The 14,466-nt window shown below is 65.9% G+C and carries 14 protein-coding genes; 6 read left to right on the top strand and 8 right to left on the bottom strand.

What is annotated here, in order from left to right; translation table 11 throughout:
* Window positions 1-7 precede the first annotated feature (7 nt).
* The 3 genes from ACW5CM_RS01410 to ACW5CM_RS01400 all read right to left on the bottom strand — a co-directional run bounded on the left by ACW5CM_RS01410 (window position 8) and on the right by ACW5CM_RS01400 (window position 3,132).
* Window positions 8-655, bottom strand: coding sequence for a nucleotide exchange factor GrpE (locus ACW5CM_RS01410; protein ID WP_438253914.1), 648 nt, complete (start codon window positions 653-655; stop codon window positions 8-10).
* 2 nt (window positions 656-657) lie between these two features.
* Window positions 658-2,523: a molecular chaperone DnaK gene (gene dnaK / locus ACW5CM_RS01405; protein ID WP_457123905.1), complete on the bottom strand. Its 1,866-nt coding sequence runs from the start codon at window positions 2,521-2,523 to the stop codon at window positions 658-660.
* Window positions 2,524-2,670: 147 nt separating this feature from the next.
* Window positions 2,671-3,132, bottom strand: coding sequence for a DUF3817 domain-containing protein (locus ACW5CM_RS01400; protein ID WP_439255238.1), 462 nt, complete (start codon window positions 3,130-3,132; stop codon window positions 2,671-2,673).
* A gap of 138 nt (window positions 3,133-3,270) precedes the next feature.
* On the opposite strand from ACW5CM_RS01400, the gene ACW5CM_RS01395 reads away from it, so the two are divergent.
* Window positions 3,271-4,185: a helix-turn-helix transcriptional regulator gene (locus tag ACW5CM_RS01395; RefSeq protein ID WP_457123904.1), complete on the top strand. Its 915-nt coding sequence runs from the start codon at window positions 3,271-3,273 to the stop codon at window positions 4,183-4,185.
* 173 nt (window positions 4,186-4,358) lie between these two features.
* Here ACW5CM_RS01395 and ACW5CM_RS01390 read toward each other — a convergent pair whose 3' ends face one another.
* Entirely contained in the window at window positions 4,359-5,540 is a 1,182-nt protein-coding gene (locus tag ACW5CM_RS01390) for an MFS transporter (RefSeq protein WP_457123903.1), read from the bottom strand.
* Window positions 5,541-5,808: 268 nt separating this feature from the next.
* Here ACW5CM_RS01390 and ACW5CM_RS01385 point away from each other — a divergent pair, with 268 nt between their 5' ends.
* The 3 genes from ACW5CM_RS01385 to ACW5CM_RS01375 all read left to right on the top strand — a co-directional run bounded on the left by ACW5CM_RS01385 (window position 5,809) and on the right by ACW5CM_RS01375 (window position 9,677).
* The gene (locus tag ACW5CM_RS01385) at window positions 5,809-6,657 is read left to right on the top strand and encodes a serine protein kinase RIO (RefSeq protein WP_457123902.1); all 849 of its coding nucleotides are present in this window, start codon (window positions 5,809-5,811) and stop codon (window positions 6,655-6,657) included.
* A 77-nt stretch (window positions 6,658-6,734) separates the two neighbouring features.
* Window positions 6,735-8,207, top strand: a complete 1,473-nt coding sequence (locus ACW5CM_RS01380) for a nucleobase:cation symporter-2 family protein (RefSeq protein WP_439255242.1) — start codon at window positions 6,735-6,737, stop codon at window positions 8,205-8,207.
* A gap of 60 nt (window positions 8,208-8,267) precedes the next feature.
* The gene (locus ACW5CM_RS01375) at window positions 8,268-9,677 is read left to right on the top strand and encodes an MFS transporter (RefSeq protein ID WP_439255243.1); all 1,410 of its coding nucleotides are present in this window, start codon (window positions 8,268-8,270) and stop codon (window positions 9,675-9,677) included.
* 12 nt (window positions 9,678-9,689) lie between these two features.
* Here the strand turns inward: ACW5CM_RS01375 and ACW5CM_RS01370 are convergent, their stop codons facing one another.
* Window positions 9,690-10,523 (bottom strand): siderophore-interacting protein, encoded by an 834-nt coding sequence (locus tag ACW5CM_RS01370; protein WP_457123901.1) that lies wholly within the window; start codon window positions 10,521-10,523, stop codon window positions 9,690-9,692.
* 13 nt (window positions 10,524-10,536) lie between these two features.
* Complete coding sequence (locus ACW5CM_RS01365; RefSeq protein ID WP_457123900.1) at window positions 10,537-11,100, bottom strand: MarR family winged helix-turn-helix transcriptional regulator; 564 nt, start codon at window positions 11,098-11,100, stop codon at window positions 10,537-10,539.
* A gap of 88 nt (window positions 11,101-11,188) precedes the next feature.
* Here ACW5CM_RS01365 and ACW5CM_RS01360 point away from each other — a divergent pair, with 88 nt between their 5' ends.
* Window positions 11,189-11,815: a winged helix DNA-binding protein gene (locus ACW5CM_RS01360; RefSeq protein WP_457123899.1), complete on the top strand. Its 627-nt coding sequence runs from the start codon at window positions 11,189-11,191 to the stop codon at window positions 11,813-11,815.
* A gap of 95 nt (window positions 11,816-11,910) precedes the next feature.
* Here ACW5CM_RS01360 and ACW5CM_RS01355 read toward each other — a convergent pair whose 3' ends face one another.
* Together ACW5CM_RS01355 and dcd are read right to left on the bottom strand one after the other, a co-directional pair.
* Complete coding sequence (locus ACW5CM_RS01355; RefSeq protein ID WP_457123898.1) at window positions 11,911-12,486, bottom strand: hypothetical protein; 576 nt, start codon at window positions 12,484-12,486, stop codon at window positions 11,911-11,913.
* A 40-nt stretch (window positions 12,487-12,526) separates the two neighbouring features.
* On the bottom strand, window positions 12,527-13,132 hold the full coding sequence (dcd, locus tag ACW5CM_RS01350; protein ID WP_439255248.1) for a dCTP deaminase: 606 nt from the start codon (window positions 13,130-13,132) through the stop codon (window positions 12,527-12,529).
* An 86-nt stretch (window positions 13,133-13,218) separates the two neighbouring features.
* On the opposite strand from dcd, the gene ACW5CM_RS01345 reads away from it, so the two are divergent.
* Window positions 13,219-14,445 carry an NAD(P)/FAD-dependent oxidoreductase gene (locus tag ACW5CM_RS01345; protein WP_457123897.1) on the top strand — a complete coding sequence of 409 codons (1,227 nt, stop codon included), beginning with the start codon at window positions 13,219-13,221 and terminating at the stop codon, window positions 14,443-14,445.
* The last annotated feature ends 21 nt before the right edge of the window (window positions 14,446-14,466 follow it).

Genomic DNA, 14,466 nt, shown 5'->3' with positions numbered 1-14,466 from the left:
AGGTCTCCTACTCCGCGGGGACGGCGACGACGACCTTCGCCGGGCGCAACTCGACATCACCGAGGCGGTAGCCCACCTCGACGACCTCGAGGATCGTAGATGACTCGGCACCCGGAGTCGGCTGCTGGAAGATCGCCTCGTGGTGCTGGGGGTCGAACTCCTCGCCCTTCGCACCGTAGGCAACCACGCCCAGCCGCTCGACGACCGCGCGAATCTTCTCGCCGATCACAGCAAAGGGGGTGCCCTCCACCAGATCACCGTGCTGCGCTGCGCGATCGAAATCGTCGAGCACCGGGAGCAGACCCTTGGCGGCCTCCCCCTTCGCGCGCTCGATCTCGACCTGACGCTGCTCTTCCGTACGCCGACGATAGTTGGCGTACTCAGCCTGCAGCCGCTTGAGGTCGTTCAGCAGAGTTGTTTCCAGATCTGCCAGAACCGCGTCTTCCGCAGCAGCCTCGCCGGTCTGATCGGCACCGAGGATGTCGTCGACCGTCAGTTCGTCGTCCGAGTCGATGATCGAATCATCCGAACCCTCAGCGGCAGCCGCGTCAGCGGAGTCCGGGTTCTCCTGCGACGCGGGGCCGGATGCCGCAGCATCCGACCCCTCGTCCTCAGGACGAACCTCGCCGTTCTCGTCGAAGTTCTTATCCTTCATGGTTACTTCTTTTCCTCGTCCTCGTCGTCGATGACCTCGGCGTCGACGACATCCTCCTCGGCGGAGGCGTCAGACTCACCGGCCTCGCCGTCAGCGGACTCGCCGGCCGCGGCATCCGCCTGCGACTGCGCGTAGATCGCTTCGCCGAGCTTGCCCTGCGACTCGTTCAGCTTGTCGAAGGCCACCTTGACGGCGTCATCGTCTTCGCCGGCCAAAGCCGTCTTCAGAGCGTCGACGTCGGCCTGGACTTCGTCCTTAACATCGGCGGGAAGCTTGTCCTCGTTCTCCTTGATGAGCTTCTCGATCGAGTACGAGAGCGTCTCGGCCTGGTTGCGCTGCTCGAGAGCTTCCGCGCGCTTCTTGTCCTCGGCGGCGTTCTCCTCGGCCTCGCGGACCATGCGCTCGATGTCTTCCTTCGACAGCGACGAGCCGCCGGTGATCGTCATCGACTGCTCCTTGCCGGTGCCCTTGTCCTTCGCGGACACGTGCACGATGCCGTTGGCGTCGATGTCGAACGTGACCTCGACCTGCGGGATGCCCCGCGGAGCCGGAGCGATTCCGGTGAGTTCGAACGTGCCGAGCGGCTTGTTGTCGCGGGTGAACTCGCGCTCGCCCTGGAAGACCTGGATCGCCACAGACGGCTGGTTGTCATCTGCCGTGGTGAAGGTCTCGCTGCGCTTGGTCGGGATCGCGGTGTTGCGGTCGATGAGCTTGGTCATGCGTCCGCCCTTGGTCTCGATGCCGAGGCTCAGCGGGGTGACGTCGATGAGGAGAACGTCCTTGCGCTCGCCCTTGAGGACACCGGCCTGGAGCGCGGCGCCGACGGCGACGACCTCATCCGGGTTCACGCCCTTGTTCGCTTCCTTGCCGGTTTCGCGCTTGACGAGCTCAGCAACAGCAGGCATACGGGTCGATCCACCGACGAGCACAATGTGGTCGATCTCGCTGACCTTGATGTTCGCCTCGCGGATGACGTCTTCGAACGGCTTCTTCGTGCGGTCGAGGAGGTCCTTGGTGAGGTCCTCGAACTTAGCGCGCGTGATCGTCTCGGACAGCGACACGGGGCCGGAGTCAGTCAGCGACAGGTACGGCAAGTTGATGGAGGTGCTGGTCGAGCTCGACAGCTCCTTCTTGGCCTGCTCGGCTGCTTCCTTCAGACGCTGCAGCGCGATCTTGTCACCCGATACGTCGACACCGCTGGTGTCCTTGAACTGCTTGATGAGGTGGTCGACCAGGCGCTGGTCCCAGTCGTCACCGCCGAGGCGATTGTCACCGGAGGTGGAGCGCACCTGAATGGTGGAGAAGTCGTCGTCCTTGCCCACTTCGAGCAGCGAGACGTCGAAGGTTCCGCCACCGAGGTCGAAGACGAGGATGAGCTCGTCCTCCTTGCCACGGTCGAGGCCGTAGGCGAGGGCCGCAGCGGTGGGCTCGTTGATGATGCGCAGGACGTTGAGTCCGGCGATCTCGCCGGCTTCCTTCGTAGCCTGACGCTCGGCGTCGTTGAAGTACGCGGGAACAGTGACCACAGCATCCGTCACTGTGTCGCCGAGGTAGGACTCGGCGTCGCGCTTGAGCTTCATGAGGATGCGAGCGGAGATCTCCTGCGGCGTCCACTTCTTGCCGTCGACGTCGAAGCCCCAGTCGGTGCCCATGTGACGCTTGACGGATGCAACGGTGCGGTCAACGTTCGTGACAGCCTGACGCTTCGCGGTCTCGCCGACGAGAATCTCGCCGTCCTTCGTGTACGCGACCACCGACGGGGTGGTGCGGAAACCCTCGGCGTTGGCGATGACCTTCGGCTCGCCACCCTCGAGGACGCTGACGACGGAGTTCGTCGTTCCGAGGTCGATTCCAACAGCACGTGCCATGTGTTTTCTCCTTCTGAGTTGAAGTTCGTTAGTGAAGTTCTGTGAGCGAATCAGCAAACCTGAGTCGCGATGGCTCAACTGTACTCCCGACGGCGGATACTGTCAAAGCGAAGTTGATACGAGGCGACTCAAGTCCGCTTCAGGCGCTTACTTCCCGCCGGGAGGACCGATCGTCAGCAGGATCACGTACAGCGCAACTACAGCGACGGCGATGAGCGCCACGAGCACCCACGCGTGGCGCAGGAACCAGCGCATCGTCCGGTCGTACCAGGTGCGGTCCTGCGGGTGGTCGCTCGCCTCAAGACGCCAATCCCCCTGCAACCGACCCTTGCGGTGCAGCCAGATCTCCATCGGGATCGTCGCGTAGGGCACGACGGCACTGACGACGGCGAGCACACCGAGGCCGATCGACCACCGCTGGTTGAAGGCCACGAGAATCGCCGTCGCACCGTAGGCGAGGAATACGAAACCGTGGATGCCCCCACCGATCGTGACCACGATGCCCGGAGCCCCGACGGCACGGGCGATCAACGCCGAGATGAGAATGGTCCAGGTGATCGCCTCGGCGATCGCGAGGACGCGGTAAAGACTGGCAGGCGTGCGGAACATCGCGCTCCTTATGTTGGGGTGTCCCTCCACGCTACATTCCTGCAGCTGCCACCAAGCACAGCGGATGGTGCCGGCTGTGAACCTCGTTCCTCCGAACAGTGAGGAATAGCCGCCAACACCGCACGGTTGCCTCTGAGTATGACGACAATCGACGCGGATGCTCTTGAGAGGGTGCTCTCGTCGATTGACGTGCGCCTGGGCGCGGCACGACGGGTGCAGTTGGATGCAGGAGGCATCGCGCCGCTGGCATCCGGAGCGATCTGGCTCGTGTTCGTGTCCGCAGGCAGTGTCTCCGGGCAACCGCCGCTGGCGCAGGCATGCTCATTCGATGTCGACCGCGCATCATCAGCCGTCGCGCTCTCACCCGGTCGCGAGCGCGAGGTACTCGGAGAAGGCGACGCCTTCCTCACCCTGGGACGCCGATCGGTTGCCCTGCAGTCCGAGCACGGCGCGTCCCTGATGATTGCGGAGCTGCAGTTGTCCGAAACAGCAAGCACACTGAGCACCGTACTGCCCGAGTTCGTCACCGTCACCGACTTCGCCGGCCTCGAACCGGCTGCGGCAGCGCTCGCGCGAAATCTCGGTCCCGCCGAGTCGGACGATTGCCCGCTGCGCTCGGGCGACCCCGTCATCTGCCGCCTGATGACAACGACGGTGCTCCTGTCGGTCATCCGCGCCTGGGCCGAAAACGGCTGCGCCCCCACGGGCTGGCCGTCCCGCTCGAACGATCCGTTCCTCGACCGCGTGATCGACGCCATCCATGACCAGCCAGGACGCGAGTGGACGGTCGAGGCCCTAGCCGGCATCGGCGCGATGTCACGGTCGGTCTTCGCCGAACGCTTTCACACAGCGCTCGGCCGCTCGCCGGTGAGCTATGTCACCGAGGTGCGCATGCAGTCGGCGAAGCGGATGCTGGAGGCTGGCCACTCCGTTTCGGAGACATCACGGAGCCTCGGTTACGGTTCGGACGAAGGATTCAGCCGCGCGTTCCGGCGTGCGACGGGGATGACCCCGTCCGCCTGGCGCGTCAGCCGCGATCTGGTTTCGGCGTAGCCTTCCCTAGCCCGGGGAATGTTCGGAGCCCACCGGGCCGGGTCCGGCGCGCACAACTCCTGAAGAATCGGCCCAGGTCTCCCGAAACGGGCCGAATCCGACGCGCAGCGCGCAGTTCTTCAGGAGTTGTGAGCCGCGGCTGAACCGCAACTGACCCGTAGCGCTCCCACACATCACCCACGCGCGCGGTTCGAGAGCCCGAACAGCACCGCACCAATCACCAGGGCTATAACGCCCAGCGCATACGACGGCTCCACACCGACACTGTCGACGAGGATCCCGCCGACCCCGGCCGCGACCATGATCGCCGCCTGGAATCCAACGACGACGAGGCTTCCGCCCGCTTCTAGGCGATCCGGCATCCGATGCCCGACCCAGGTGTTGACCACGAGCAGCCAGGAGGCGAGGAAGAAGCCCCAGATGAACACAGCGATCCCGACGCCGAGCACGGAGTCCGACAGCACGATGGTCGCGCCGACCGCCACCGCGATCACAGCTGGCGCCACCACCGCGAGCGTTCGGAATGTCCGGTCGATGATCACGCCGATGGCGACGTTGCCGATCAGGCCGCCGATACCGAAGACGGCGAGCAACATCACGATCGTTCCGCCGTCGGCCTCCGGTACCCGCTCCAGAGCAAGACGGATGTAGGTGTAGGCGAGAAAATGCCCCAGCACGACGAAGATGTGTCCGGTCAGCCCCAGAGCCACGCCCGGGCGACGGATCGTGTCCAGAAGCAGCCCGAAGCTTGACACCTGCGCGGGAGGAACCGGCGGAAGCATTGTGCCGAGCGCGATCGCGAGCAGACCCGTGACGATTCCGGTGAGCGCGAACACTGCGCGCCAGTCCATCATCTCGCCCAGCATGACGCCGACGGGCACACCAGCAACAGTCGCCAGCGACGTGCCCGCAGAGGTGAACATCACCGCGCGTCCCAGCCGTTCCGGCCCGGCGATGCGCACGGCGACCGTGATCGACATCGACCAGAACGTGCTCAGGGCTGCGCCGAGCAGGAAGCGTGCGAGAAGGATGATGAGCAGGTTCGGCGATACGGCGACGATGAGATTGGATGCGGCCGCGGCGAGCGCCATCCAGACCAGAAGTGTGCGTCGATCCACCCGGGGAAACACCATCCCGACGGTGGGTGCCACGAAGAGACCGACGAGTGCCGTGATGGTGACCATCTGTCCGGCTTGCCCTGGCGTGATGCCGAGCCCGTCCGCAATCTCTATGAGCATGCCGCTGGGCAGGAACTCGGCCGTGACCAGCAGGAAGCTCAGCAGCATCACCACGATGAGCGCACCGTATCTGATGCGCTCGGCGGCGGGGATGGGGACAGGAGCGGTGACGGTCATGATTCAACGTTGTCAGCAACGCGGATGCCTCACCCGACCACGCGTCCGCAGCATCCGACCGATCGTCCGGCGTAGCCGCGACAGAGGTGTTCAACAGGAGCGCATGACACTGCTAGTGTTTTTTCATCACACCGGGAACGCCCCGGAAGAGCCGAGCGGAAGGAGCACGAGATGTCCACTGTCTCTGTCGCGCTTCTCGCCGATACTCTTCCCTTCGAGGCCACCCGCTCCTGATCCGCGCGTGGCCTCCTTTCCCGGAGCAACCACCGTGACTGATCCCTCCGCGTCATTCGACGTATCCCCCTTTTCCCAGAATCTCGCCTTCGCCGATGTCGAACCCGGTGAGAACCAGCGCTGGTCGACCTGGCCGGCTGTCACCCCATCCGAACGCGGACCCGACCCGAGGCCCGCATGGGTCGTGACGAGCGCGGGCGCGCTCGACACGGAACTCGGCATCCTCAAGACCGGCAAGGAGGCCGACGCGTATCTGTTGGAGCGCGCCGTCCCCGGTGACCTGTCGCAGCGCACCCTGTTGGTCGCGAAGCGCTACCGCGGCGAGGAGCATCGCTCCTTCCACCGATCGACCGTCTACACCGAGGGGCGACGCGTGCAGAGCTCACGCGATTCGCGTGCGATGGCGAAGAAATCGACCTTCGGCCGGGAAATCGCCGCGGCGCAATGGTCGTTCGCCGAGTTCAGCGCGCTGAGCCGCATGTGGCAGCTCGGTGCTCCGGTTCCGTATCCCGTGCAGGTGAACGGCACCGAGGTGCTGATGGAGTTCATCGGATCCGGCGCCACCGCAGCGCCCAGACTGGCCCAGGTGCGCGGCGACCGGCGCGCTCTGACGGACTACTTCAACCAGATCGTCGAGATCATGCACCTGTTCGCCAGGGCCGGGTTCGCGCACGGCGACCTGTCCGCCTACAACCTGCTCGTTCACGACGGCAGGGTCTGGGCGATCGATGTGCCGCAGATCGTCGACGTCATCGCAAACCCACAGGGACTCGATCTGCTGCACCGGGACTGCGTGAACATCTGCGACTGGTTCGCCCGGCATCGGGTGGAGTGCGACGCCGAATACCTGTTCGCCGAACTAATGGCGGCATCATTCGGATGACCCGGCACGTGGCCGCTCCCGCGCTCGCGATACTCTCAGATGTCGATCCGTCCCCTTCCGAAGGCGCTCTCCCCCCGATGACCAGTTCGAAGAACAGCTCGAAGACCACCGCCACCCGCCCCGAAGACGAGAAGCTGGGCATCGGCCCGAGCTTCGCCTACGGGTTGCAGCATGTGCTGACCATGTACGGCGGAATCATCGCACCGCCGCTCGTGATGGGGCAGGCCGGCGGCATGAATCAGGCTGAGATCGGGATGCTGGTCGCCTGCGCCCTGTTCATCGGCGGACTCGCGACGCTGCTGCAGACGCTGGGCGTGCCGTTCTTCGGTTCGAAGCTGCCGCTCGTGCAGGGCGTGTCATTCTCGGGCGTCGCGACGATGATCGCGATCATGGGCGAGGGCGGGATGCCGGCGGTTATGGGCGCTGTGCTCGTCTCCTCCGTGATCGGACTGGTGCTGGCTCCGGCGTTCGCGATGATCGTGCGGTTCTTCCCGCCCGTGGTCACCGGGTCCGTCATCGCCGCTGTGGGCCTGTCGCTGCTGCCGGTCGCGGCAGGGTGGGCGATGGGCGGCGATGACACCGCGGCCGACTACGGCTCGGTGGGAAACATCGGGCTCGCCGCTCTCACCCTGCTGCTGGTCATTGTGCTGTCGAAGTTCGGTTCGGCGACGATCTCGCGTCTGAGCATCCTGATCGCCCTCGTACTCGGCACCATCTTTGCCACTGTGATCGGCGTCGCCGATTTCTCGACCGTCGCGGAGGGACCGATCGTTGCCCTGCCGACGCCATTCGCATTCGGGATGCCGACGTTCGATATCGCCGCCATCATCTCGATGCTCATCGTCGTGCTGGTGACGTTCACGGAGACGACCGCGGACCTGCTGGCGGTCAGTGAGGTCGTCGGCACGAAGGTCAACTCGAAGCGCATCGCGGCGGGGCTGCGGGCCGACATGCTCGCAAGCGCCGTCTCGCCGATTTTCAACTCGTTCACGCAGACCGCATTCGCGCAGAACATCGGCCTGGTCGCGATCACGAAGGTCAAGAGCCGGTTCGTGGTCGCCGCGGGCGGTGTGATCCTGGTCATCCTCGGCCTGTTGCCCGTGCTCGGCCGCGTCGTCGCCGCCATCCCGACACCCGTGCTGGGCGGCGTCGGCATCGTCCTGTTCGGTTCGGTGGCGGCCAGCGGTATCGCGACGCTCGCGAAGGTCGACTACCGCGACAGCCTGAACCTCATCATCGTTGCTGTCGCGCTGGGCTTCGGCCTGCTGCCGCTGGTGAAGCCCGATATCTACTCCGGCTTCCCGGATTGGTTCACGGTGATCTTCAACTCGGCGATCAGTTCGACGACGATCGCCGCTCTGGCACTGAACATCCTCTTCCACCATGTTCTGAAGCGGAAAGCATCCGGCGACGCGGTCTCCGTTCCGGCGTTCCGCGAGATCCCGCAGTCACTGCTGGCGGCACTCCGCGAGGGAGATCACTACACGGCGGGTCGACTGAAGGATGCGGAGGACAACGACATCCCCGTACGCGATGACGACGAGCGCTGACGCGGCGCCGCTACGGCGCGCCGCTACCCTCCGTTCACCGGCATTGGCCAGACTGCGATCATGAGTGCTTCTGACAATGACGACGTCGCCACCCCCGAGGCGACCGCCAATACGGGCGCTGTCGCCGTGATCGGTCTGAACCTGCGCGGCGACACGCCCGCCCCGAAGAAACAGGTCTACTCGTGGGCGCTGTGGGATTGGGCGACGCAGCCGTTCAACACCGTAATCCTGACGTTCATCTTCACGGCGCTCTATCTGACCACCGACGCCTTCCTGCCGGCGGACATCGCAGCCCTCGACACGGGCGACCCGATCCGCACCGCCGCCGAAGCAGGCCTCGCCTCCGGCCTCGGGCTCGGTTCGACCATCGCCGGCCTCGCCATCCTCCTGGTCGCACCCGTTCTCGGACAGCGAGCGGATGCTGCGGGCCGCCAGAAGCTGTGGCTCGGAATCGGCACGGGCGCCCTCATCCTCTGCATGTTCGGACTGTGGTTCGTCGAACCGACCCCGACACTGTTCTGGCTGGGCGTCGCACTGATCTCGGCCGGGTCGGTGTTCGGCGAGATCGCCGCGGTGAACTCCAACGCAATGCTGATCGGGATCGCTAACCCGAAGACGGTCGGCAAGGTCTCGGGTCTCGGCTGGGGATTCGGGTACATCGGCGGAATCATCGCGCTCGTGCTCGTCGTGGTGTTCTTCATGGCGGACTGGTTCGGCCTCGCTACCGAGAACGGTCTGCCGTTCCGTCTGATCGCCGTAGGCTGCGCCATCTGGGCGATCATCTTCAGCATCCCGATCTTCCTGAACGTGCCGGAGCCGTCACTCGGACGCCCGGAGCGCAAGGTCGGATTCTTCCAGTCGTACGTGCTGCTGGTGAAAGACGTCATCGGCCTGTACCGCAACACGGAGACGCGGACCACGTTCTGGTTCCTGCTCTCCAGCGCCGTGTTCCGCGACGGATTGGGCGGCGTCTTCGCCTTCGGCGCGGTGATCGCCAACCTGGTGTTCGGCTTCGAGTTCCTTGAACTCGTGATCTTCGGCATCGCCGCGAATCTCATCGCCGGGATTTCGACGATCCTCGCCGGCCGCCTCGATGACCGGTACGGCCCAAAGCGCATCATCCTGTTCGCGCTCGCGTCGATGATCGTCGCTGGTCTGGCAGTGTTCTTCCTGGTGGATGCTGGCACCATCGTTTTCTGGATCGGCGGACTCATCCTCTGCGCGTTCGTCGGCCCCGCCCAGGCTGCGTCGCGGTCGTTCCTGGCGCGTGTGACTCCGGCCGGACGCGAAGGAGAGATCTTCGGCCTCTACGCCACGACCGGGCGCGCAGCTAGCTGGATGGCGTCGGGAGCGTGGGCACTGCTGATCGTGCTGACCGGGTCGACCGCGTTCGGAATCCTCGGCATCATGCTCGTGCTGCTGGCCGGGTTCCTGCTGCTGCTTCCGGTCAAGGCGAGCCGGGTCAGCTGAGGTCCAAACGGTTCAGATCTGCCCGACGGCCTCGCGCTTCTCCGCTTGGAAGGCTTCCTCCTGGCGCCCATATGCCCAGTAGGCCGAGAGTGACAGCTGGGTGCGGTCGAGTCCGCGCTCGTCGGTCAGATAGGGCCGCAGCGATTCCATGGCGCCGCGTTCTCCGTGTGCGAACACCTGCACGCGTCCGCTGCGCCACTCCACTTCGCGCACCGCGTCGGCGAGCAGCGTGGTCGTTCCGGCCTGCTGCCCTTCGCGGTGCAACCACACGATTTCAAAGCCGGCGGGTGCGGTGAGTTCGAGTTGATCGGCAGCGCTGTCTACCTCCAGTAGCACGACGCCCTCGGCTTGCGCAGGCATGGCTTCCAGCGCGGCAGCGATCGCCGGCAGCGCAGCGTCATCACCGGCCAGCAGGTGCCAGTCAGCATCGGGGTCGGGGGCATATCCGCCACCGATCCCGCCGAGAACAACCACATCGCCCGGCTGTGCCGCATCAGCCCATGGCCCGGCCACACCGTCAGCGCCGTGCACGACGAAGTCGATCCAGAGCCGGCCGCCAGTCAGGTCGAACCGGCGGATCGTGTACGTGCGCTGCGAAGGCATCCGCTCGATCGGCAGCTCGGCGCGCAGCGCCGCAAGGTCGTAGGGCGGCGTGAGGTCGGTCTCCGGGTGGGCGAAGAGCATCTTCGAGTAGGCGTCGGTGTATCCAGCATCCTCCACCACAGCGATCCCGGGCCCGCCCGCGACGATACGGACCATATGCGGGGTGAGCTGGATCCGCTCGATCACCTCGAGCACGATCTGCGGACGCTGGGGACGATGCGGGCGCGTCTGGGGTGTAGTCATCGGGCCGCCTCCTTCATACCGACCAGTTGTCGGCGAGCTTGTTGAGCAGACGCGCGAGTTGTCGGCTCTCCTCGTCGGAAAAGGTCTCCAGGGCACGACCCAGCGCCTCACGCCTCTCGCCCCGCACGCCACGCGCGATGCGTCGCCCTTCATCGGTGAGCGCGATCCGTGTGCGTCTCGCGTCATCGGGATCGGCCTCGCGCAGCACGAGTCCGCGTTGCACACCCTGTTGGACGAGCCGGGATGCACGCGGCTGGTCGACGCCGATCGCCTCGCCCAGCGCGCTGACACTGAGCGGCGCGGATGCTGCGGAGAGCGCATCCAGCATTCGCACGAGTGCGGGGCCACCGAAGCGCGGTCCGTGACCACCCGCCCACGGCGGCGGGCCGAATCCACGGCCACCGCGATGTCCGTGCCCGTGCCCGGCATGCTCGGCATGCTCGTCGTGCGTGCGCTGGTCGTGGGGGCCGCCGTGATCGCGCATGCCATGCGGCGCTTTGCCGTGCGCACGTCGCCCTCGCAAGCGAGACAGCGCCTGGGCGATAGCTTCGGCGGGGTCGGGATCCTGGTTGCTCACACCTCGACCTTACATGCCACTTGACATGCATCCCCACTGCATGTCACAATACATACACATGTCATATTACAAACAAAAGGATTTACTCATGGACACCATGAACACTGATGAAAACTCCCGCCCATTCGGGTTCTGGCTCAAGGCCGTCGATCGCCTCGTGGCAGCCGAGTTCGCCAGAGCCTTCGAGTCAGAGGGCATCACGCGTCGTGAATGGCGACTGCTGAACATCGTCGACGGCACGGTTCCGGTCGGTCGCCGCAAGAGCGAGCGCCCGTTGCCCGAACACAAACTCGGCCTACTCATCGACCGCGGTTGGGTGACGGATGCCGACGGCAGCTGGGCCCTGACCGAAGAAGGGCGCACGGCCAAGGATCGCCTCGGCAGCATCGTCGACGGAATCCGCGCGAAGGTCACTGACGCGGTGCCCGCCGAAGATCTTGCGACCACCCTGGCCACGCTCGAACAGCTTGCTCGCGCATTCGGCTGGGACGAAGAGACACCACTCCCCCGCGGACACGGACGGCACCGCCGCTTCGGACACCGCCATGGGCACGACTTCGGACACGGGCACGGGCACGGGCACGACTTCGCGGAAGGGCACGGATACGGACAGCGCGGCCACGGCCACCGCTGCGCGCACTTCGCCCACTTCGCGCAGGGCGCCTACGAGCGGGGCTTCGACTCCGGCTTCAGCCGCGGTCGCAACGACCGCTGACCTGCGTCACGCAGGATGGATGGCACGCGTCGGTCATGAACACTCATGCCCGGCGCTTTCCTTTTCTATCGACACGGAGGCCGACGCCGCGGATGTCAGCCCTGTGCCCCCAGGAACAGCATGAGCCCGACGGCGCCGAAGAGCAGCACGGTGAGACCTGTGTAGATCACGATCGTCCAGCCGCGGTAGCTCTGACCGTCCGTTCCGCCTGCGGCCGGGCTGACGTAGTTCCGCGTCGCTTCATCGCGCGCCGTCGCGGCACGTGACGCGGCCGCGCGAGATTCGGCCTTCTGCGCAGCGGTCGGCGGCACCGCCTCCTGCTTGTGAGCGGATGCCGACGTCCACGTGTCGTTGGGCGCCCACGTGCTGCGCTTGCGGAGCGCCGGAGCATCCGCTGCGGCAGCTCCGCCATTCTCCGATGGCGCCGGCGGGATGACCGGCTCCGCGCTGGGAGGTGGCGGCGCTGCACCGAATGTGGGCGGCGGCGGCACCTCGAAACCTTCGATAGCCGCTTCAGCATCGGGAGTGGCGACCGTCTCCGGCGGCGGGACGTCGAAGGCTTCCACGCTCGGAGCAACGGGGGATGCCGGCGGCTCACCACCGGGCACGGGCACATCAGTCGTGGCATCCGCGCCGGGATCTTGCGGGTTTTCCGTGTTTTCGCCGCTCACGCTCTCGATACTACGTGTGGGTGCGGCGATACGCGCCCGGTCAGCCGCCGAGTGACCCCAGATCGGTGTTACTGACATCCGTGCGGTGGAAGTTCTGGAACGAACGGGATGCGGTCGGTCCGCGCTGCCCCTGATAGCGGTTGCCGTACGGGCCTGAGCCGTACGGGTTCTCCGCGGGCGAGGTCAGGCGGAAGAAGCAGAGCTGGCCGATCTTCATGCCTGGCCAGAGCTTGATCGGCAGGGTCGCAACGTTCGCGAGTTCGAGGGTGACGTGGCCTGTGAAGCCCGGGTCGATAAAACCGGCCGTGGAGTGGGTGATGAGACCGAGGCGTCCGAGCGAGCTCTTGCCCTCCAGCCGCGCAGCGATGTCATCCGACAGCGTGACCTGCTCGAATGTGGCGCCGAGGGCGAACTCGCCGGGGTGCAGAATGAACGGCTCGTCGGGTTTGACCTCGATGAGCCGGGTGAGCTCCGGCTGGTCCTCGGCGGGATCGATATACGGGTACTTGTGGTTATCGAAGAGCCGGAAATACCGATCCAGCCGCACGTCGATGCTGGAAGGCTGAATCATCTCCGGCTCGTGCGGCGACAGCCCGATGCGGCCGGCGGCGAGTTCTGCTCTGATATCGCGGTCACTGAGAAGCACGGGATCAGCCTAATGGGCTTGCACCAGGTGCCGTAGCCGCGGGACTCTGACATCCTGGGCAGGACTGTCGTACTCGGGAGGTTGCAATGGCGCGCTCGATCATCATCGGGGCGGGAATGGTCGGGTTGGCGACCGCGTGGCATCTACAGGAACGCGGCGTCGAAGTCACGGTGCTCGATCGCACCGGCATCGCGGCCGGTGCTTCGTGGGGCAATGCGGGCTGGCTGACGCCGGGCAAGGCGATTCCGCTGGCGGACCCGAGTCTGTGGACGTACGGTCCCCGGGCTCTGCTCGATCGGGATGCTGCGTTGCACGTCCCGTTCCGCGTCGATGCCGCGCTGTGGAGCTTTCTCGCACGCTTCGCCTCGCACGGCACCAGCAGAGCGTGGGATCGCACGATGGCGGCACTCACGCCGATAGACCGCATCGCATTGGAATGCTTCGACGAGTTGACCGACGGCGGGGTCGACTCGTGGACGCGCGAGGGCCCGTTCGTCATCGGCTTCGCTGATCGGTCGCATTCGAAGGGCTTCCTCAAGGAGATCGCCGGAGTGATCCGGCACGGGCAGGATGTGCCATTCGAACCGCTGGACGATCCGCGATCACTTGCTCCGATGCTGTCGGATGCGGTGAAGGTCGCATACAGGCTGGAGGGGCAGCGGTTTCTCGAGCCGGCACCGTTCGTCGAGGCGCTGGCAGGCGCGGTCGTCGCTCGGGGCGGCGCTGTGCGTACCGACGCAGAGGTGACCGCGGTTGTCACTGGTGGCGCGCGACCTGCGGTGGTGCTGGCATCCGGCGAGCGATTGGATGCCGACTCGGTAGTCGTGGCGACGGGCGCGTGGATGCCGCGGCTCGCGCGCGAGCTCGGAGTGAAGACGCGGGTACAGGCCGGTCGCGGATACTCCTTCACGGTGGCGACCGAGCAGCCGGCGGAGCATCCGATCTACCTGCCGTTCCAGCGGATCGCCTGCACTCCGTATCAGGGCCGGCTGCGCGTGGCCGGAACGATGGAGTTCCGCGGGCCTGACGAGCCGTTTCAGGCGCGCCGCGTGCAGGCGATCGTCAACCAGTCGCGGGTGCTGCTGCGGGGCGTCGACCTGGATGACCGCCAGGACGAGTGGGTCGGCTCGAGGCCGGTGACTCCGGACGGGCTGCCGCTGGTCGGGGCAACACGAGCGCCCGGTGTGTACGTCGCCGGCGGCCACGGGATGTGGGGCATCGTGCTGGGGCCCGCCACAGGCAAACTGCTCGCCGAGCAGATCACGACCGGTCGGGTGGATCCGGCTATCGCGGCATTCGATCCGCTGCGGTGAGCGCGTGACAGTCGCCACATT

Source organism: Microbacterium wangyouchuni, from assembly GCF_054072595.1.
The sequence above is the reverse complement of the archived record's forward strand: the minus strand, read 5'-3'. Positions and strand labels throughout refer to the sequence as shown.

Excerpts from the sequence above, each read along its gene's own strand:
- ACW5CM_RS01375 (WP_439255243.1), top strand. The coding sequence starts at position 8,268 with ATGAGTGCTTCTGACAATGACGACGTCGCCACCCCCGAGGCGACCGCC.
- ACW5CM_RS01390 (WP_457123903.1), bottom strand. The coding sequence starts at position 5,540 with ATGACCGTCACCGCTCCTGTCCCCATCCCCGCCGCCGAGCGCATCAGA.
- ACW5CM_RS01380 (WP_439255242.1), top strand. The coding sequence starts at position 6,735 with ATGACCAGTTCGAAGAACAGCTCGAAGACCACCGCCACCCGCCCCGAA.
- ACW5CM_RS01370 (WP_457123901.1), bottom strand. The coding sequence starts at position 10,523 with ATGACTACACCCCAGACGCGCCCGCATCGTCCCCAGCGTCCGCAGATC.
- ACW5CM_RS01360 (WP_457123899.1), top strand. The coding sequence starts at position 11,189 with ATGGACACCATGAACACTGATGAAAACTCCCGCCCATTCGGGTTCTGG.
- dnaK (WP_457123905.1), bottom strand. The coding sequence starts at position 2,523 with ATGGCACGTGCTGTTGGAATCGACCTCGGAACGACGAACTCCGTCGTC.
- ACW5CM_RS01345 (WP_457123897.1), top strand. The coding sequence starts at position 13,219 with ATGGCGCGCTCGATCATCATCGGGGCGGGAATGGTCGGGTTGGCGACC.
- ACW5CM_RS01410 (WP_438253914.1), bottom strand. The coding sequence starts at position 655 with ATGAAGGATAAGAACTTCGACGAGAACGGCGAGGTTCGTCCTGAGGAC.
- ACW5CM_RS01395 (WP_457123904.1), top strand. The coding sequence starts at position 3,271 with ATGACGACAATCGACGCGGATGCTCTTGAGAGGGTGCTCTCGTCGATT.
- ACW5CM_RS01400 (WP_439255238.1), bottom strand. The coding sequence starts at position 3,132 with ATGTTCCGCACGCCTGCCAGTCTTTACCGCGTCCTCGCGATCGCCGAG.